Raw genomic sequence first — 19,032 nt, 5'->3', positions numbered from 1 at the left:
CTCCCCGCCGGGCACCCGCTCGCCGGTCCGGCGGTGACGGCGCGGCTCATGTGCGGTCCGCGGTCGTGAACAGCTCGTTCTCCTTGGCCTCCGTCACCATCTGGGCGGCCTCCAGCCTGCCGCGTTCGGCGGGGAAGGTCATCACCAGGCCCATCGCCAGGTCGCGGAGGGCGCGGCCGACGACGCCGCCCATCATGGCGCCGGAGGTGCCCGAGGCCTTGAACGCGCCGAGGGCGACCTGGAAGCAGGCTTCGGTGACCGCGCCCTTGCCCATCCGCCACTGCCGGAACACCTCGGTCTTGGGCAGGAGCGGCGGTTCGGAGGTCTCCAGCCGCAGCTGCCGGCGCAGCCACAGGTAGGCGGTCTCCAGCTGCACGGTCATGTCGCCGAAGAGCACCTGGTGCATCGGGCTGGAGGCGATCGGCCGGCCGGTGTCGGCGAACGTCCTCCTGGTGAGCTCCTCGACGACGGTGTCGTAGACGTTCTGCGCGCAGCCGGTGTAGACGGCCGCGATGGCGAGCTGGTTGCCGACGAAGCTGCCCCGGCTCATCCGCAGCATGCGGGTGAACGCGCCGGGTACGGTCAGCGCCTCGTCCCCGGGGACGAACACCCCGTCGAGCCGGATGCCGTTGTTGGCCGTCGCGCGCATGCCGAGCCCGTCCCACGGGGCACGGACGGAGACGCCGGGGGCCTCGCGCGGGACGAAGAACGTGACCAGGCCCTCGGCGGTGTCGTGGCCCTCCAGCTTGGCGGTGGTCAGGTAGTAGTCGGCGACGCCGGTGGCGCAGCCGAACGACTTCTCGCCGTCCAGGATCCAGCCGCCGCCGGTACGGCGGGCGGTGGTGGCGATGGTGATGTTGGCGCCCGAGCTCTTGACCGACTCGGAGGCGAAGTTGGCCAGCCACGTGCCGGAGGCCATCCGGGTCAGCACCTTCTCGGCGAAGGCCCGCACGACCGGGACCTCCGCGCCGGTGAACAGGCCCGCGTCGATCGCCTCCAGCGGCAGCAGCCCCCGGGAGGCGCTGGTGTTGTGGAAGAAGTAGGCGAGCGCCGTGGACGGGCAGGCGGTGCCCATCGCGAACGTGGCGGCGGCCAGGTCGCGCAGCGTGCCGCCGAGCCCGCCGTACCTCTCGGGCACCACCAGGCCGAGCAGGCCGGCCTCGCGCAGCAGCGCGACGTGCTCGACCGGGAAGCGGGCCTCCTCGTCGGCCTTGGCGGCGGCGGCGCGCAGCGCGGGCAGCACGCTCTCGATCCGGGCGGCACGGTCGCGCTCGGCGTCGGTCATGTCGTCGACGAGACGCTCGCCCGTCAGCTTGTCGGTCATGCGGTGTCCCTCCGGCAGAAGGATGTGGGTCGTGGTCGGCCTTCAGCAGGCGGACCGGTAGGTGCGGCCGGGCAGGCCGGAGCCCCAGCAGGTCTCCAGATCCACGGCCCCGGCGATCAGGGCGGTGCGGTCGACGGGGCTGGCCACGTTCAGCTGCTCGGCCAGGAACAGCACGTCCTCCCCGGGGAGAGCGCCGTCCACGCCGCCGAGCGTGGTGTCGAAGAGCCGTACCCCGCTCTTCATCGCGATGAGCGCGTTGACCATCCCGATGCCGTGACGTTCGCGCAGCCGCACGCGCAGGGGCACGGGGCGGGCGGCGGCGACCGCGTCCTGCAGGAGGTCGCGCACGCGCAGCGGAGAGGCCGGCAGCCCGCCCTCCTCCAGTCCGATCTCGTCGCAGCCGAGCTCGGCCAGCCGGCCGACCGCCGACAGGACGGCATCGGCACGGCCCTCGGCGAAGGCCTCGGTGACGTGCGCGACCGTGACCAGTCCCGCGCGCCGGGCCGCGTCCACGATGACTGCGGCGTTCTCCGGCGCCGGACGGGCGGTTCCGGCGGGCGGCGCGGAGGCCCCGGCGGGGCGTTCGGGCACCGGAACGGCGAACTCGGCTACTCCCGCGCCCGCGCCGACGACGGCGCCCACCCGCGCCGGGTCGGTGATCAGCGCGGAGGCCGTGGCCGGATCGAGGTCCTCGCGGGGCGGCGGCTCGCCGTACGGGCCGAACAGCCGGACCCTGGTGCCCGCGGCGCGCAGCGCGCGGGCGATCCGGGCCGGCCGCGCGCCTTCGACCCCGCGGACGCGCAGGACGGACAGCAGGCCGGTGTCGGCGACGGCGATCTCGTCGGGGAGCGGGTCGGCGAGCCGGCCCCAGGCCCGGGAGTGGAACAGCACGGGTGTCACCCGCCGTGGGGTGTCCGCGGCGAGCACCTCGCCGACGAAGATCGTGTGGTCGCCGCCCGGGTGGGCGTGCGCGACCCGGCAGTCGAGCCAGCCGGTCGAGTCGGCGAGAACCGGGGAGCCCGTCACGACCGTGGTCCAGGCCGCGCCGGCGAACCGGTCGGGTGTCCGGTCCCGCCCGGCGAACCGGCGGCCGAGCTCCGCCTGGTCCCTGCCGAGCACGCTGACCGCGAACGTCCCCCGCTCCTGGACGAGCCGGTGCGTCCGGGTGCTCCTCGCCAGGCACACCAGGACCAGCGGGGGATCCACGCTGACGCTGGAGAACGAGCTGGCCGTCATGCCGTGCCACCCGCCGCCGGGAGTCCCCGTCGTCACGATGACCACGCCGCTGGGCCATTGGGCCAGTACCGCGCGGAAGGAGTCGCCGTCGGTCGCCACTGCCCCTCACTGTTTCATTGATGGAAACGCTGTACCGCTGAAGGTAACGAGGCACGATGATGGTGTCAACGTGACGGCGTTTCCCTTGGGGAAATGCTCCGTCGTAGAGTGGGTCTCTGCCGAGAAGTCTTCAGCGAACGAGGGGGCCAGGTGCCAGCCCAGGCCAAGACCAGTGCACGGGTGGTGGACGCCGCGGACGAGGGCGACGGCCAGAGCAGGTCCATCGCGGCCGTGGAGCGCGCCATGGACGTGCTCCTGCTCTTCGGCCGCAGCGCCCGTCCGGATCTGGGGGTGACCGAGATCGCCACCGAGCTCGGGCTCACCAAGGCGGCCGTGCACCGCATCCTGACCGCGCTGCGCAGCCGCGAGCTCATCGCGGCCGACCCCGTCACCAGGCGCTACTCCCTGGGGCACGCCGCGATCTCGCTCGGCCGCGCCTACATGGCCCGCACCGACCTGCGCGCCATGGCGGGGCCGGAGCTGCGCCGCCTGGCCGCCCACGCCGGGGAGACCGCGACCCTGTCCGTACGGCGCGGCGACACCCGCCTGTACGTGGAGCAGGTCGTCCCCGAGCAGGAGCTGAGGATGGAGGTCTCACTCGGCATCCCCTACCCGCTGCACGCGGGCAGCTCCTCCAAGGTGATCCTGGCGTTCCTGCGGGAGGAGGAGATCGAGGGCTACCTGGCCCGCCACAGGCTGGAGGCGCTCACCGCCAAAACCATCACCGACCAGGCGAAGCTCCGGGCCGAGCTGGCCGCGATCCGCCGCCGGGGGTACGCGACCTCCCTGGGCGAGCGCCAGGAGGGCGCCGCGTCGATCGCGGCGCCCGTGTTCGACCACGACGGCGGCCTGATCGCGGCGATCAGCGTCTCCGGGCCGAGCGCCCGCTTCAGGTCGCACATGCAGCAGTCGGCGCCCCTGCTCGTCGAGGCGGCCGACCGCCTGTCGGCCCAGCTCGGCTACCACCGCTAGCCCGCCGGGGGGCCGCCCGGCGCCGGGACGGCGCCCGGCGGCCCCGTCAGAGGACCGCCCCCGGCTTGAGCACGCCCAGCGCGGCCGCCGCGAGCACGCTGCCCCAGATCACCCACACGTAGGGCAGGCAGCCGTCGACCGAGCCGCGCAGCGTCCGCTCCACCTCCGGGGTCGAACCCGACGCGGCCAGAGCCCCGAAGGCGGCGCCGAAGGGACGCAGCGTGAGCCGGATGCCCAGCCCGGCAGCGATGGCCAGGGCGTAGAGCGCCAGCTTGGCACCCAGCCAGCGGGGGTTGGTGTCCACCCCGAAGGGCCGGGAGGCGAGCAGCGTGTAGCCCGCGGCCACGGCGATCACCGTGATCAACACGATCCTGATCGTCCAGTCGGCCCGCCGCGCCAGGGGGAACCTGCCGTGGGTGCGGTGGTCGGCCACGGTCAGCGCCAGCCAGGTCAGGGCGAGGACCCAGACCGCCGCCACCGGCCACGGTGAGAGGGGCCGCACGCCGAAGAGCTCGGCCCCGTGAGGTTCCAGCGCCATCAGCGTGACCCCGCTGGGCAGGAACAGCACCAGGCAGATCTTCGGCCCCAGGTCCAGCCCGCTCATGATCTTCAGTGCGGTGGAGCGGGCCTCGGGGGTCAGCGCCGGTCGCAGCACGTACCTGCTGGAGTAGAAGACGCCCAGGTCTCCGCCCAGCCAGAAGACGAACAGCAGGAGGTGGAGCACGATCCACCAGCCGTAAGGGTGAGGTCCCACGCGCTTTCTCCCGGGGCTCGGAGATACTGGAAACGAAGTTACATCCTCCGAAACGTATGGCGGAAGGGTGGATCTGCCCGCTGCCCGCCGTACGGCCTGCCCCGCCGACGCCCGCCGCGCCGCTCAGGGCTGCCGCCGGGGACCGGATGAGGGGTCAGCCGGCGGCGCCGAGGTCGCCGGCGCGGTGGTGGCGGCGGCACAGCACCTGGTAGCGGACCGGGGCGTCGCCGGTGTCGCCGATCATCACCTGCTCGCCGGTGCGCACCAGCCTGTCGCCGACCACGCGGGCGTTCAGCCGGCCGGGGCGGCCGCACCAGCACAGGACCTCCACCTGGAGGCGGCTGATCTCGTCGGCCAGCTCGAACAGGCGCTGGGCGGCGGGGAACATCTGTGACCGGAAGTCCGAGGCCAGGCCGAAGGCGTAGACGTCGACGCCGAAGTGGTCGGTGAGGTCGGCGAGCTGCTCGATCTGGGCGACGGTGTAGAAGCACGCCTCGTCGCAGATCACGTAGTCGACGCGCTCGTGCTCGCGGACCAGGGCCACCAGATCGAGGTCGTCGACGACCTCGATCGCCTCGCTGCCCAGGCCTATCCGGCTGGTGACCTGGGGGCCGCCGGAGCGGTCGTGTTTGGTCAGCACCAGGCCACGCCTGCCCTGACGGCGGTGGTTGTAGTTCATCTGCAGGGCCAGGGTGGACTTGCCGCAGTCCATCGGGCCGAAGTAGAAGCGGAGCACCCCGTCACGGGACCCGACAGGGACGGCGGAGAGCGCGGACAGTTCGGTCACGGGGGGTCAGCCTAGTGGGTCTGCCGTGAGTGTTTGGGCAGGCGGTGTGCTGGTAGAGGATGGTGTACCCCGCCGTGACATAGCCTGACTTGGCTTGATTACGAAAAGCATGGGAGATTCATTTTGCCTATCGGAAAGTGGGAGGGTCTGTGACGACCGCCAAAACCTCTGCTCCGCCCCTCAACAAGATCCCCGCGGCCACGTCCCCGGTGATGCCGTCCGCGGCCGAGACCGCCGAGATGCCCGTCGCGCTCGCGGCGATGATGTCCGAGGACGAGGCCGTCGCAGCCCAGGCGGAGGCGGCCCGCTGGCGCTACGGGTTCTACGTCGTCGTCACGGGCCTGCTCGTCCTCCTGATCGCCTTCGTGGTGATCGCCCTGCGCAACGGCGAGTCCGCGGCCCCCTTCGCCGGCCTGGTCGGCGTCTCGGGCGCGATCATCGGCGCCTACTTCGGTGTTCAGGTCGGCCAGTCGGGCAAGGACCGGGTCGAGGCCGAGCTGCGCCGTACCAACGAGATGGCCATCCGGCTCGCCGCGAAGGTCCACGCGCACGACGCCGACGCGGTGATCGGCTCCACCATGGGTCCCCGGCGCCGCTGACAGCGTCCGTGGTGATCGGCTCCACCATGGGTCCCTGCCGCCGCTGGCAGTGTCCGCGGTGATCGGCTCCGTCGTGGGCCCGCGCCGCTAACAGTGCCCAAGGACGCGGCCCAGCTTCGGCAGGGTCCGCCGATTTGCCGACTCCGCAGGACTGGGTAGACACGGGGGCATGCGTAGCGTCCGTATAGGTGTCGACACCGGGGGCACGTTCACCGACGTGGTCGCGGTGGACGAACAGACCGGTGAGATCACCACTACCAAGACTCCCTCCACACCCGCCAACCCCGCTGACGGGTTCATGGAGGGAGTGCGGAAGGTCCTGCGGAAGGCGGGCGTGGAGACCGTGTCGGCGGTCGTGCACGGCACCACCGTCGCCACCAACCAGCTCCTCGAGGACCGCATCGCCGATCTGGGCTTCGTCACCACCGAGGGCTTCGAGTTCATCCTGGAGATCGCCAGGCAGAGCGTCCCCGACGGCTACGGCAACTCCTACTTCTGGGTGAAACCGCCCCGGATCGTCCCCGTGCACCGGGTCAGGACCGTCGGCGGACGCCTCGACCACACCGGGGCCGAGGTCCGGCCGTTCGACGAGGCCCAGGCCACGGCGGCGGCCCGGTGGTTCCGGGAGCGGGGGATCACCGCGATCGGCGTGTGCTTCCTGCACTCCTACGCCAACCCCGGGCACGAGCTCCGCATGCGCGAGGTCATCGAACGGGAGCACCCCGAGGCGGTCGTCTCGATCTCCAGCGACGTGCTGCGCGAATACCGCGAGTACGAGCGGTCGGTGACGACCCTCGTGGACGCCGCGGTCAAGCCGACCATGCGCCGCTACATCGCCAACCTCGCCGACCGTCTCGGCATGCCGTTCTCGGTGATGAAGAGCAACGGCGGCGTGCTGTCCGCCGCGGAGGTCGTGCACCAGCCGATCACGACCGTGCTCTCCGGACCGGCGGCGGGCGCGCTCGGCGCCGCGCTGATCGCCTCCACCGCCGGGCACCCGTCGGTCATCACGCTGGACGGCGGCGGCACCTCGACCGACGTCGCGGTGGTGGTCGACGGGGAGCCGTCGCTGACCACCGAGGGCAGCATCGGCCGCTACCCGTGCAAGATCCCGATGATCGACATCGTGACCGTGGGCGCGGGCGGCGGGTCCGTCGCGTGGATCTCGCCGGAGGGCACGCTGAAGGTCGGCCCCAAGTCGGCCGGGGCGGACCCCGGCCCGCTCTGCTACGGCCGCGGCGGCACCGAGGTCACCGTCACCGACGCGCACGTCTTCCTCGGGCGGGTCCCCCCGCACCTGCTCGGCGGGGAGATCCCGCTCGACGCGGACGCCGCGCGGCAGGGGATCGAGGCGCTGGCGGGGAAGGTCGGGCTGAGCCCCGAGCGGACCGCGGCCGGCATCCTGGAGATCAGCGCGTTCAACCAGTCCAACGCGATCCGCCAGATCACGGTGAAACGCGGTCTGGACGTGCGCGACTTCCCGATGGTCGCCTTCGGCGGCTCGGGACCGCTGCTGGTCTGCCGGCTGATCGACATCCTCGGCCTGCCGTCGGTGATCGTCCCGCCCGACCCGGGGAACGTCTCGGCGTTCGGCCTGCTCACCGTGGACGTCAAGAACGACTACGTGCGCACCTTCGTCACCCGCGAGCTCTCCCTCGACGCCGCCGCGGAGATCTTCGGCGACCTGGAGGACCAGGCGGCCGAGGCCCTCGGACGCGAGGGCTTCCCCGCCGACCGGCACGTCTACGCGCGCAGCGCCGACCTGCGCTACTACGGCCAGGCCTACGAGGTGCGGGTGCCCGCACCGGCCGGGCCGCTGGACGAGGCCTGGCGCGCCGAGGTGCTCGACCGCTTCCACGAGGCGCACCAGAAGCTCTACGGGTACGGCTACCGCGACGACCCCCGGCACGGCGTCGAATGGGTCAACCTCCGCGTCTCCGGCATCGGCCCCATCACCCGCCCGGCCATCGGGCGCAGGCCGTACGGCACGGCCGGAGCCGGGCCGGTGGCGGCCCGGGAGGTCTTCTACGACGAGTGGGGGCCGGTGCCGATCCACCGCCGCGCCGGCCTGACCGCCGGATCGGTGGTCCCCGGCCCGGCCGTCATCGAGGAGTACGGCTCCACGCTGCCGCTCCACCCAGGCTTCACGGCCACCGTGGACGAGTTCGGAAACCTGGAGGTGCGCCGTGGCTGAGCGGGCGCGGACGAGGAGCGGTGAGCGATCGGTGAACGGCGCGGACCCGGTGCTGGTGGAGATCGTGGAGGGCACGCTCGCGTCGGTGGAGAAGGAGGTCGAGACCGCCATCGCGCGCACGGCCCGCTCGCCGATGATCCGCGACGCGCACGACTTCCGGGCGGGCATCCACGACGTACGGCTGCGCAAGCTGACCGGCAGGTCCTACTCGGCGCTGGTCCAGCCCGTCGTCAGGGACTTCCCCGTAGCCGGGATGAACCCCGGCGACGTGTTCTTCCACAACGACGTCTACCTGTCCGAGGGCGGCATCGGGCACCTGCCCGACCTGTGCGTGACGGTCCCGGTCTTCCACGACGGCGCCGTGGTCGCCTTCGTGCAGGCGTTCGGGCACCACGACGACATCGGCGGAGCGGTGCCCGGGTCGATGCCCTCCCACGCGCGGAGCGTGTTCGAGGAGGGGCTGATGGTCCCGCCGATCAAGCTCTGGGACCGGGGCGTGCCCAACAGGGCGGCGCTCACGATCATGACGCGGAACTCGCGGATGCCCGACTCGCTCGCCGGGGACCTGGACGCCGAGTGCTCGGCCTGCCTGATGGGCGCGCGGCGGCTGGGGGAGCTGTTCGACCGCTACGGGCGCGAGGCGGTCGAGGACTGCTTCGACGCGATCATCTCCAAGACCACCGAGACGTTCCGCAGGGAACTGCTGGCCAGGATCCCCGAGGGCACGCACGTGTGGGAGGACTACGCCGAGCACGACGGCGTGGACGAGCCCCGCCTGCACACCCAGCGGATGACCCTCACCGTGGACCATTCGGCGGAGGTGCCGCTGGTCATCGACTTCACCGGCACGTCCCCGCAGGCCAAGGGGCCGATCAACCACGCGGGTGACTACGCGGACGGGGTGTTCCTGAAGAAGTGGCTCGCGCCGATCCTGCGCAACCTGGCCGAGACGCCGGAGCGGATGGCCGAGCTCGACGTCAACGAGGGCGTCGTCCCGCTGATCGAGATGAGGTTCCCGGAGAAGGGGACGCTGCTCACGCCGATCTTCCCGGCACCCACGAACGCCCGGACGTTCGTGATCCTGCGGCTGCTGGGCGTCCTGGCGGGGGTGCTGGCCAAGGCGACCGGCGGCAGGATGCCCGCCGACCAGGAGACCATCCGCTACACCGGCGTCTACGGCGACGACGCCGGCGGCACGCCGTACCTGATGCGGGAGGTCCTGGGCGGGGGCTCCGGCGGCCGGTGGTACGCCGACGGCGAGGACACCATCCACGTCGTCCCCGACTCGCGCAACATCCCGGTCGAGTTCGCCGAGTCCCGCTGGCCGTTCAGGGTCGAGCGGCTCGGCCTGGCCCAGGACTCCGGCGGTCCCGGCCTCTACCGCGGCGGTCTCGGATACGACAAGCATCTGCGGATGCTGCGCGACGCCTCGTTCATGTCGATCGCCGACCGTTCGATCCTGTCCTGCTGGGGTGTGAACGGCGGCCGGGCCGGGCGGCCCTTCGTCGTGGAGATCGAGGGCCGGGAGATGGAGGGCCTGGTGGACGACTCACCGGTCCGCGCGGGCGAGGTCATCCGGGTGCGCACCACCGGAGGCGGCGGCTGGGGCTCGCCGCTGGAGCGCGACCCCGCGCTGGTGGCCGCTGACGTCCGGGACGGCAAGGTCTCGGCCGAGGGGGCCCGCGACGACTACGGCGTCGTCCTGCACGGCTCCCGCGACGATCTCCGGGTCGACGCCGAGGCCACCGCGCTGCGCCGCGCGGAGCTGCGGGCGCTCCTCCCGGCCCGCGCGCCCTTCTTCGACCGGGGCCCCGGTTTCCCGTCACTGTCGGGTGGCCTGCCGTACGCCGAGGTGGACTTTATGTAATGAACAGATCACACCTGGGCGGGGCCGGGTAGCGGCCTTTCCATCGAAAGGCTTCCTGTTGACTAACCTGGAAAACGCGAAGCCTGGGCTTCCGTCGTCCGGCGGTCCACCCAGGCTCACTTCCACTCCCCCCGTAGGGGGCGGCACGTTCGATGTACCCGTGTGTGCGCCCTGTCACTCAGATAGCGCGCTGCCGCTCAGATGACACGGACCCGGGCGGGCTCAGTTGCGGCGGCGGAGGGTGCGGGTGACGGCGAGACCGCCGAGGGCGAGGGCACCGGTGAGCAGGATGCCGGTCTCGGTCCACTGGAAGCGCCAGAAGCGCTCGGGGGGATGGTGGTAGACGGCTTTACGGTAACCCTCGTCGATGAGGCATTCGTCCTTCAGCAGCTGGGCGCGTTCGGAGCGGGCGTCCACGCCGGGCGGCGGGGGGCAGGCCCCGTCGGGCAGGGTGACGACCTCCTGGCCGGAGGGGGTGACCCACGCGTCGCGGACCAGGCTTCCACCGCGGTCGTACAGGGCCGTCCAGTCGGTGGTGACGGTCCGTACCGGCTCGGCGTAGGAGTCGCGTGAGAAGAAGACGGCGGGGATGGCCAGAGCGATCAACGCGACGGTCACCGCCATCGCCGCGAGAGTGCGCCGGAAGAGCGTTCCGGCGGCGGCGCCCAGCACGAACGCGAACAGCCACCAGGCGGCCGGGACGACCCCGGTGATCGTGAACGTGCCGGCCTCCAGCGTCTTGTCGCCGATCGCGCCGCGGAACACCGGCAGCCACGCGCTGATCATCGCGGACAGGACCAGGGCGGCGACCACGATCATGCCGCCGAGGAGGCCGAGCTTGGCCACGAGCCAGCGCCCGGGGGAGACCGACTGGGTCCAGGCCAGTGCGTTGGTCCCGCGCTCGAACTCGGCCGCCAGCAGGGGCGCGCCCCAGAACGTGCCCACCAGCGCGGACCCGGCGAGGGGGAGCAGGCCGAAGACCATGAAGACCGGGTGGTAGTAGTCGTGGTAGATCGTCGAGTTCACGCCCGAGCAGGCGGCGGCCGGGCCCGGGCAGCCGGAGGGGGCGTGTTCGGAGATGTAGGCGGTCGCCCGCAGGCCGGAGACGAGCAGCAACAGGCCCAGGGCGAGCAGCAGGCCGCCGGTGACCAGGATCTGCGTGCGGTGCTGCCGCCAGGTCAGCCAGAGCAAGGGGGAAGTCCTTTCAGAGTGGTGTGTCCCGGTCGTTCCGGGTGATCCCGCGTGATTCCGCATGGCCGGCCGTGTGAGCCGGGTGATCCCGTGCGGCCGGCCGTACGGGTCAGGTGGTTCCGCGTGGCCGGCCGTGTGAGCCGGATTGTTCCGTGCGGCCGGTGGTGCGGGTCAGGTGGTTCCGTACGGCCGGCCGTGCGAGCCGGGTGGTTCCGTGCGGCCGGCCGGACGGGTCAGCGGGCGGAGGCCAGGGACGGCCGGGGGAGCGTCGCCTGGTCGGGGGCACGGAGGTAGGCGAGGACCGTCTCCTCCAGGTTCACCGGGCGGGCGGTCCAGCGCGGGTCGAGCGGCGGCGTGGCGTCCCGGACGAGCAGGGTGGCCTGCCGCCCGGCCCCGCCCCGTGAGATGACCGGCAGCCGGGCGGCGAGCGCGTCGGCGGTCCCGGCGGGTCCGGTCAGCAGGCGGTGCCCGGCGACCAGCTCGTCGATGTCGCCGCTGACCTGGACCCGGCCCCCGTTGACCACGACCAGCCAGTCGCAGACCCCCTCCAGTTCGGAGACGACGTGCGAGGAGAGCAGCACGGTCAGCCCCGTCTCCGCCACCGCCTCCATCAGGCCGCGCATCACGTCGTCGCGGGCCAGCGGATCGAGGTCGGCCAGCGGCTCGTCCAGCACCAGCAGGTCGGGACGCTTGGCCAGCGCGACGGTCAGCGCCACCTGCGTCCGCTGGCCGCCGGAGAGCCCGCCGACCCTCCGCTCCAGCGGGATGCCCAGATCCGCCAGCCGCCGCCGGGCCGCGGCGCCGTCCCAGCGCGGGTTGAGCTCGCGCCCGAACCTCAGCATCTCCTCCACCCGGAATCCGGCGTAGAGGGGCTTGCTCTGCGCCAGGAACGCGATCCGCTCCATGCTCTCGCGGACCGGCCGGCCGAAGATCCGCACCTCGCCGGCGGTCGGGGTGAGCATGCCCACGGCCAGGTGGAGCAGGGTGGTCTTGCCCGCGCCGTTCGGTCCCACCAGCGCGGCGACCCGCCCGGACGGCACCGCCGCCGAACAGTCGCGCAGCGCCCAGGTCCGCCGGTAGCGCATGCCCAGGCCGGTGGCCTCCAACGCCGGCGTCACGCGGTCTCCCCGGGGAAGGGGCGGCCCGGGGCCGGCGCTGCCGTGCGCTCCGCCCGGGGGAGGGCGGCGGGCGTCGTGGTCACGCGATCTCCTCCCGGAACGTCTCGCCCAGGACCGTGGCGACCAGCGCCTGCAGGTCCTCCTGGTCCAGGCCGGCCCGGCGGCCGTTGCGCACCCACTGGACCAGCTCGGCGCGTAGCCGCACGCGGTCGCTCATGGACGTCTCGCCCAGCGACCGCTCCACGAACGTGCCCAGTCCGGGGCGCCCGACGACCAGCCCCTCCCGCTCCAGCTCCCGGTAGGCCTTCAGCACCGTGTTCGGATTGATCGTGAGCTGGGCCACGACCTCCTTGGCCGTCGGCAGCCGGTCGCCGGGCCGCAGCGCGCCGAGCCGGAGCGCGTGCCGGACCTGGTGCACGAGCTGGAGGTACGTCGCCACCCCCGACCCCCGGTCGAGGTGGAATTCGATCACCGCCAACACCCTTTCACTAATGAAGTAGGGAAATAATGAAGGCCGGCGCCGCCGCACGTCAAGCCTTGCCGGTACGGTGCCGGCCCCGATCGCCGCCGCCCCGGTCTCCGTGCGGCGGGGGCGGAGGTCCTCAACGACGTCGGACGCCTGGGAAATGTGACGTTTTAGACCCTGTTCGCCGCTCCTCCATTGACGGGCACGCCTTCCTGGGATCTGCTGCGGCTAGATCAAGACGTGGTTCGAGGAGGGAGGCGCATGCGCCTGCGCACGGTGGTGGCGGCTCTCGTACTACTGGCCGCGACGTCGACGACGGCCGCACCCGTCTGGGCCGGCCCCGATCCCGCCGCCGGTCACGCGGCCCCGGCCCCGTCGCCCCCGGGCGGCTGCGACCCGATCGCCGGCGCGGAGTGCCTGCTGCCGTTCCCCAACGACTGGTTCACCACGGATGCGCGCACCCGCACCGGACTGCGGGTGAACCTCTCCGCGGAGGCCATGCCCCGCAACGCGGCGGGCGCCCCGATCGACCCGGCCCAGTGGAACGCGGCCGACGGCTTCTCTCCCGGTTCCATGCTCCTGGCCCACGTGCCCGGCCTGGACCTGGCCAGGACCGGCGCCGCGCCCGTCACCGACATCGGCTGGTCCCTGCGCCGCGACGCCCCCATCGTGATCGTCGACACCAGGACCGGGGAGCGCTGGCCGTACTGGGCGGAACTCGACGCGGGCGCCGCCGACCCCGCCCGGCAGGCGCTCATCATCCGGCCGGCGAAGAACTTCCAGGAGGGCCACCGCTACGCCGTGGCCCTGCGCGGGCTGAAGAACGCCGCGGGCGAGGACCTGCCGGCCCCGGAGACCTTCACCAGGCTCCTGGCCGACGATCTCCCCGCCGGAGACCCGCTCGCCGGACGGCAGCACGCGCTCCACCGGACGCTCGGAGACCTCTCCAGGGCCGGGGTGGATGCCAGGGGACTCCAACTGGCCTGGGACTTCACCGTGGCCAGCGAGCAGGGCATCGCCGGCCCCGTCCTGACCATGCGCGACCGGGCACTGCGCGCGCTCAGGGGCCGCTCGCCGAAGTTCACCGTCACCTCCGTCACCGACCTCGCCCCCGAGCAGGACCCCGACATCGCCCGCGAGGTCGCCGGCGAGATCCTGGTCCCGAACTACCTCGACAAGCCCGGCGGCCCGCCGGGCTCGAACCTCAACCGGGGGCCCGACGGGCTGCCGCGCCCGCTCGGCGACACGGCGAAGGCGCAGTACCAGTGCGAGATCCCGCGCTCGGCGTTCAGGCGGCCCGCGCACCCCTCCCTGTACGGCCACGGCCTGCTCGGCAAGGCGACCGAGGTGCGTGCCCGCAACGTGCGGGCGATGGCCGGGGAGCACGGCTTCGTGTTCTGCGCCACCAAGTGGATCGGCATGTCCGACGAGGACGTCCAGCACGTGGCGAGCGTGTTCGGAGACCTCTCCCGGTTCGGCACGGTCACCGACCGGCTCCAGCAGAGCCTGCTGAACTTCGTCCTCCTCGGCCGGGCGATGATCACCCGGGACGGTTTCGCCGGCCACGCGGCCTTCCAGGACGGGCGGGGCAGGTCGCTGATCGACCTGCGGGCCGATCTCGCCTACGACGGCAACAGCCAGGGCGCCATCACGGGCGGCGCGCTGGTCGCCGTCTCGCCCGACGTGCGCAACGCCGTGCTCGGGGTGCCGGGGATGAACTACAGCACGCTGCTCAACCGCAGCGTGGACTTCCAGCCGTTCCAGCGGCTGATGGACGGCGCCTACCCCGACAGGATGACCCAGCAGATCTGCTTCGCACTGATGCAGATGCTCTGGGACCGCGCGGAGACGGACGGCTACGCCCAGCACCTGACCGACGATCCGCTGGCCGGCTCGCCCCGCCACCGCGTGCTGCTGCACGTCGCCTTCGGCGACCACCAGGTCTCCACGGTGACGGCCGAGGTGGAGGCCCGCACGGTCGGGGCCCGGATCCGCCAGCCGGGCCTCGCCGCAGGGCGCGGCCCCGACCTGGTGCCGTACTGGGGGCTCAGGTCCATGCCCCGCAGGCCGTACGCCGGTTCGGCGCTGGTCGTCTGGGACAGCGGCGCCCCCGCGCCCCCGGTGACCAACACCCCGCCGCTCGGCCCGCAGTACGGCCGCGACCCCCACGAGGACCCGCGTCACGACCGCGCCGCCCGCGTGCAGAAGGCCCACTTCCTCCGGGACGGCCTGGTGGTCGACGTCTGCGGCGACGCCCCCTGCGTGGCGGGTCCCGTCGAGCACCGCTAGCCCGCGGTGACCGCGCGGCCTGGAGGGACGTGCTGGACACGGGTGCGGCCGCCGGGGAGACGAGCCGTCCAGCGGTAGGTGACGTGGGAGGACAGGTTGGTGAGGGTGCTGGCGTGACGGTCGTGCCGGACGGCGAGGTGCCCGTCGCCGAGCGGGATGCCGCTCACCTCCAGCCAGTCGACGCCCTCGGGCAGACGGGAGCGGGTGGTGACGGCGTCGGGGGCGTCGGGGCGGACGCCGAGCAGGCCCTCGACCGTCTGCCCGACCAGGGTGAACGGCACCTCGGGGTAGTCGCCGTTCAGCCCGCCGGCCACATGCGGCCGGTCGCGGACGGCGAAGATCTCCCGCATCCACTTCCAGGCGGTGTCGTCGCGGCCGTGGCGGAAGAAGGTGTCGGGCAGGTAGGTGAGCGCCTCGACGTTCTCCGGCCGACCGGGGCCGGACGCCTGGGCGTCGACGAAATCGAGGTAGTCGTCGTTGCGCGGACCGTCGTCGATGATGCCCTTGAGAGGCATGAACCAGCTGTTCTCCCGCCCCCAGCCGGTCATCGCCCGCCCGTCCACCGTGTAGGCCCTGACCATCCCGGAGCCGGTACCCCGACCGCTCCAGGTCTCGTTGAAGTGCCGTTTGAGCTCGGCGGCCCGCCGCTCGAAGGCGGCACCGCTCGCGCCCCCGGCCCGTGACAGCGCGGCCATCGCCAGATACGCCCGGTACTGAGCGGCGATCCCGTCCCCCGCCTCGGCCAGCGGCTCGCCGCTCAGCTCGTTGTAGCTGGCGACACCCTGGAAGATGCCGCCCCCCGTGCCACGCGCGACGAGCCCTCCGGCGCTGTGCCGGGTGACGAACTCCCCTGTCGCGTGCCGGTAGAAGTCCCGCAGCACGGGGTCGTCCACGTAGGCCCGGTCGCCGGTCCAGCGGTAGCCGAGTTCGGCCCGCTCGACCAGCTCGAACACGACGGGGATTTCCCGGACGAAGTCATCGGGCCCCCGGTAGTCGATGGCCAGGTAGGAGCCGTCGAAGTTGAACGCCCACACCGGGTGGTAGCCGTGCTCCGGCGTCGCGGAGGCGGCGAAGCGGCGCAGCATCGTCAGGTTGGCCTCGGCCAGGCCGAGCAGGTGGGCACCGGCGAACTGGTGCGCGAAGTCACGGGAGTAGAAGCCGCTGCGGTGCGCGTATCCGGCCCAGTAGGACGGTAGATAGACACCCTCACCCGTGCCGGACGGCCGATGTTCGTCGACGTTCAGCGGCCCGCGCGAGCCGCCGGGATGCGCCCAGCGCAGCGCCCGGTCCCGCGCCCACTCGAACATCGCCACGATCTCCGGGCAAGATGAACTGATCTTCATTGGCGTTCCGATCTCGGGGGAGGACTACCCGCCTGAGCTGGGCCGGACCACGAGCTCGCCGGCGAGCAGGAGGCCGGCCTGGGGGGTGACGCCGTCCTCGATGGTCTGCAGGAGGCGGTCGACGAGCGCGCCGGCGATCCGGCGCAGCGGCAGCCGTACGGTGGTCAGGGCGGGTTGCAGGAAAGCGGTGACCGGAAGGTCGTTGAAACCGGCCACGGCCAGGTCGGTGCCGATGTCGAGGCCCTCGGCCCGGGCGGCGGCGTAGACGCCCAGCGCCAGCCAGTCGCCGGCGGCGATCACGGCCGTCGGCCTGACGCGCTCGCCCAGGAGCCTCCGTGTCGCCGCGACGATCTCGCCGGGATCGTCGCCGGGCGCCGAGATCTCCTGGCCGTGCAGGCCGTGGCGGCGCATGCCCGCCTGGAAACCGTCGCGGCGGTGGTCCATCCAGGGCAGCCTGGAGGAGGAGGCGAGGAAGGCGATCCTCCGGTGCCCAGCCGCGGCCAGCAGGTCGACCATATCGATCATGGCCTGGACGGTGTCGACGTCCACCCAGTTCTGCGGGTGTTCGGACGCGGTCCTGCCGAAGGCCACGAAGGGGAAGCCCCGGCCGGCCAGATAGGTCACGCGGGCATCGTCGTGCAACACGTCGGAGAGCAGGAATCCGTCCACAGTCCTGGCCGCGATCAGCTCCTCCAAGGCCCGGGTCTGATCCTGTCCCGAATGGGGCCGGACCAGCAGGATGTGATAGCCGGCCTCGCCCGCGGCCGCGACGACCGCCTCGAGGAAGCCGCCCATGAGCGGGTTGGGGTTGGCGGGGTCGTCCTCGGGGGTGGGGTAGGCGATGATCCGCCGGGTGCCCGAGCGCAGGCTGCGCGCGGACTGGTCGGGCCGGTAGCCGAGCTCCTCGATGAGCGTGGTGACCCGCTCCAGGGTTTCGGCCTTCAGCCGGTAGGGGGCGTTGAGCGCGTTGGAGACGGTCTGGCGGGACACACCGGCCGCGCGGGCGACATCCTCGATCGTGACGCCGCGTCCACGGGGCCGGTGCGTCTCCATCTATTCCTCCTCGGTACGGCGGCGCAGCTTCAGCAGTCCGCCCATCGGCACGGTGACCAGGTTCGCTCCGGCGTCCAGGTGCAGCGTGGCGGCCGACAGCAGCCTTCCGCCGCAGTCGTGCACGGTCGCCTGCAGGCTCTCCGCATCCGCGCCGAGCAGCACCACGCGAGAGTCCGGGGCGGCGTTGGCGACCAGGAACTCGCGCCAGCCGGAGGCGGGGACCTCCACCGGCAGCGGCCCGTAGCGGGCGATGACCATGGTCTGCTCATCGTAGGCCCGCACGAGGGGATAACCATGCTCCGGCTGAGCCGGTTCCAGCACGCCGAGCTGGAGCGTCTCCAGGTGCTGCCGGAAGATCCCCAGCCAGAACCCGATGGCGGCGAGTTGCTCGGAGGTCTGGGCGGTGAGGTCCACGGAGATCTGCGGCACCGAGAACAACGCGTTGATCAGATGGACCGCGACCTGTTCGGCGGGCTCGGACGGGTGCCACAGGATCATGTCGGAGTGCACGGCGACGGGACCGGCGGTCAGCCGCAGGTCCACGGTCCGCTGCCGGTTCTCCTGCGAGCTGAGCGGGCAGTCGGTGGCCCTGACCATGTTCGCGTACGGCCACAGGCCCGGGTGCGTGTACGGCTGGCGGTGCTCGATCAGCACCTCGGGCCTGGTACGGCGCAGCCGTGTGTCCAACTCGTGCAGCAGGCGCCGCACACCCTCATCCACCTCCTCGCAGTCGGTCCCCTCGCCGGGGGCGGGGTCGCCGCCCGGCGTCGCGAACTGCTCCACGAAGTCGATCTTCAGGCCGTCCATGTCCCATTTCTCGACCGCCTGGGACAGCCGGTCGATGAGGAACTCGCGGACGTCGGGATGACGCGGGTCGAGCACCCCGGCGTCCATGTGGTCGAGGTAGCGCAGGAACTTGCCCTCGAAGCGCTCGAACGCGGCGTTTTCCTTGCCGACGAACGGGATGGCGTACCAGAGCATGTAGGCCTGTCCGATGCCCTGCACCCGCTTCACGTGTGCGGAAATATCGGGAAAAGCTGCCAAATTCGGCTCCCAGTCGCCGCAGAACGCGTACCCCCGCGCCCGGTCGGCGGTCTGCCAGCCGTCGTCCACGATGATCGTCTCGCAGCCCAGCTCCTTCGAGAGCCGCGACTGGAGTTCCACCGACTCCTCGCTGACCTCCTGGTGCATGCCGTACCAGGTCGAGTACGCCGGCAGCCGGGCCGCGCGCGGCGTCTGCGGCAGCTCCCGGCCCTCGCCCCACCAGGTCGCCACCCCGGCCAGCGCCGCCGAGAACGGCCCCGCCGAAAGGTCCAGCCGCAGCCGGAACGCCGGACCCTCGTGATCGATCGTGAACACGAACTCGCCGGTCTCCTCGATCAGCCCGCCGCTGAACCGGGACAGGGCCGCCGATCCGTCGAGTGCCGCGGTGCACACGTTCGCGTCGCCCGTGCCGACCAGGGAGACCACCGGCGCGCCGGCGGTCAGCCGGGACGTCTTCGGCCCGCTCCAGATCGGCGGCACCCACCGGGGACCGCTGCCCGGCGTCCAGAACGCGGTCGTCGAGACGCACGGAACGCGCCACTGCGCCCCTGTCGCGCCCGGTGCGTCGATCACCCAGACCCCGTCGGCGACGTGCGTGACCGCGATGTCGCGAGCCCCGGAGATTCTCACGTCCAGTCCTCCGACGGGAACCTCGGCGGAGTCGCCGGAGAAGGCGTGTGGTAGCCACAACTGCAT

General features: G+C 72.3%; 15 protein-coding genes. 5 read left to right on the top strand and 10 right to left on the bottom strand.

All coding sequences use genetic code 11. The annotated features are described in order from the left end of the window. Window positions 1-46 precede the first annotated feature (46 nt). Together SROS_RS31890 and SROS_RS46345 are read right to left on the bottom strand one after the other, a co-directional pair. Window positions 47-1,324 (bottom strand): acyl-CoA dehydrogenase family protein, encoded by a 1,278-nt coding sequence (locus SROS_RS31890; RefSeq protein ID WP_012893047.1) that lies wholly within the window; start codon window positions 1,322-1,324, stop codon window positions 47-49. Between the two features lie 42 nt (window positions 1,325-1,366). Further along, the gene (locus SROS_RS46345; RefSeq protein WP_012893046.1) at window positions 1,367-2,659 is read right to left on the bottom strand and encodes a flavin reductase; all 1,293 of its coding nucleotides are present in this window, start codon (window positions 2,657-2,659) and stop codon (window positions 1,367-1,369) included. Window positions 2,660-2,809: 150 nt separating this feature from the next. On the opposite strand from SROS_RS46345, the gene SROS_RS31880 reads away from it, so the two are divergent. Next, window positions 2,810-3,631, top strand: a complete 822-nt coding sequence (locus tag SROS_RS31880) for an IclR family transcriptional regulator (protein ID WP_012893045.1) — start codon at window positions 2,810-2,812, stop codon at window positions 3,629-3,631. A 46-nt stretch (window positions 3,632-3,677) separates the two neighbouring features. Here SROS_RS31880 and SROS_RS31875 read toward each other — a convergent pair whose 3' ends face one another. Together SROS_RS31875 and SROS_RS31870 are read right to left on the bottom strand one after the other, a co-directional pair. Further along, complete coding sequence (locus tag SROS_RS31875; protein WP_012893044.1) at window positions 3,678-4,385, bottom strand: hypothetical protein; 708 nt, start codon at window positions 4,383-4,385, stop codon at window positions 3,678-3,680. Between the two features lie 154 nt (window positions 4,386-4,539). Beyond that, window positions 4,540-5,172: a thymidine kinase gene (locus tag SROS_RS31870; RefSeq protein ID WP_012893043.1), complete on the bottom strand. Its 633-nt coding sequence runs from the start codon at window positions 5,170-5,172 to the stop codon at window positions 4,540-4,542. A 149-nt stretch (window positions 5,173-5,321) separates the two neighbouring features. Between SROS_RS31870 and SROS_RS31865 the strand changes: the two genes are divergently transcribed. The 3 genes from SROS_RS31865 (at window position 5,322) to SROS_RS31855 (ending at window position 9,832) form a co-directional block, all read left to right on the top strand. Further along, complete coding sequence (locus tag SROS_RS31865; RefSeq protein WP_012893042.1) at window positions 5,322-5,771, top strand: hypothetical protein; 450 nt, start codon at window positions 5,322-5,324, stop codon at window positions 5,769-5,771. Window positions 5,772-5,940: 169 nt separating this feature from the next. After that, a complete protein-coding gene (locus SROS_RS31860; RefSeq protein WP_012893041.1) occupies window positions 5,941-7,965 on the top strand; it encodes a hydantoinase/oxoprolinase family protein in 2,025 nt (674 codons plus the stop codon). A 31-nt stretch (window positions 7,966-7,996) separates the two neighbouring features. Then, a complete protein-coding gene (locus tag SROS_RS31855; protein WP_148269267.1) occupies window positions 7,997-9,832 on the top strand; it encodes a hydantoinase B/oxoprolinase family protein in 1,836 nt (611 codons plus the stop codon). A gap of 222 nt (window positions 9,833-10,054) precedes the next feature. Here the strand turns inward: SROS_RS31855 and SROS_RS31850 are convergent, their stop codons facing one another. The 3 genes from SROS_RS31850 to SROS_RS31840 form a co-directional block, all read right to left on the bottom strand. Continuing rightward, window positions 10,055-11,023 (bottom strand): ABC transporter permease, encoded by a 969-nt coding sequence (locus SROS_RS31850; RefSeq protein WP_012893039.1) that lies wholly within the window; start codon window positions 11,021-11,023, stop codon window positions 10,055-10,057. Window positions 11,024-11,256: 233 nt separating this feature from the next. Continuing rightward, window positions 11,257-12,141: an ABC transporter ATP-binding protein gene (locus SROS_RS31845; RefSeq protein ID WP_012893038.1), complete on the bottom strand. Its 885-nt coding sequence runs from the start codon at window positions 12,139-12,141 to the stop codon at window positions 11,257-11,259. Window positions 12,142-12,220: 79 nt separating this feature from the next. Next, on the bottom strand, window positions 12,221-12,613 hold the full coding sequence (locus SROS_RS31840; protein ID WP_012893037.1) for a GntR family transcriptional regulator: 393 nt from the start codon (window positions 12,611-12,613) through the stop codon (window positions 12,221-12,223). A gap of 255 nt (window positions 12,614-12,868) precedes the next feature. On the opposite strand from SROS_RS31840, the gene SROS_RS31835 reads away from it, so the two are divergent. Beyond that, window positions 12,869-14,896 carry a hypothetical protein gene (locus tag SROS_RS31835; protein WP_012893036.1) on the top strand — a complete coding sequence of 676 codons (2,028 nt, stop codon included), beginning with the start codon at window positions 12,869-12,871 and terminating at the stop codon, window positions 14,894-14,896. Here the strand turns inward: SROS_RS31835 and SROS_RS31830 are convergent. Genes SROS_RS31830 through SROS_RS31820 form a run of 3 tightly spaced genes read right to left on the bottom strand, consistent with a single transcriptional unit; the run spans window position 14,893 to window position 19,032 of the window. Continuing rightward, a complete protein-coding gene (locus tag SROS_RS31830) occupies window positions 14,893-16,239 on the bottom strand; it encodes a hypothetical protein (protein WP_148269266.1) in 1,347 nt (448 codons plus the stop codon). The genes SROS_RS31835 and SROS_RS31830 overlap by 4 nt on opposite strands. A 24-nt stretch (window positions 16,240-16,263) precedes the next feature. Then, complete coding sequence (locus tag SROS_RS31825; protein ID WP_012893034.1) at window positions 16,264-17,292, bottom strand: LacI family DNA-binding transcriptional regulator; 1,029 nt, start codon at window positions 17,290-17,292, stop codon at window positions 16,264-16,266. Further along, the gene (locus SROS_RS31820) at window positions 17,293-19,032 is read right to left on the bottom strand and encodes a glycoside hydrolase family 36 protein (protein ID WP_012893033.1); all 1,740 of its coding nucleotides are present in this window, start codon (window positions 19,030-19,032) and stop codon (window positions 17,293-17,295) included. It abuts the gene before it with no gap.

Origin of the sequence: Streptosporangium roseum DSM 43021 (assembly GCF_000024865.1) — a bacterium.
GTDB classification, from domain to species: domain Bacteria; phylum Actinomycetota; class Actinomycetes; order Streptosporangiales; family Streptosporangiaceae; genus Streptosporangium; species Streptosporangium roseum.
Note: the sequence above shows the minus strand (reverse complement) of the source record. Positions and strands in the feature narration are given on the sequence as shown.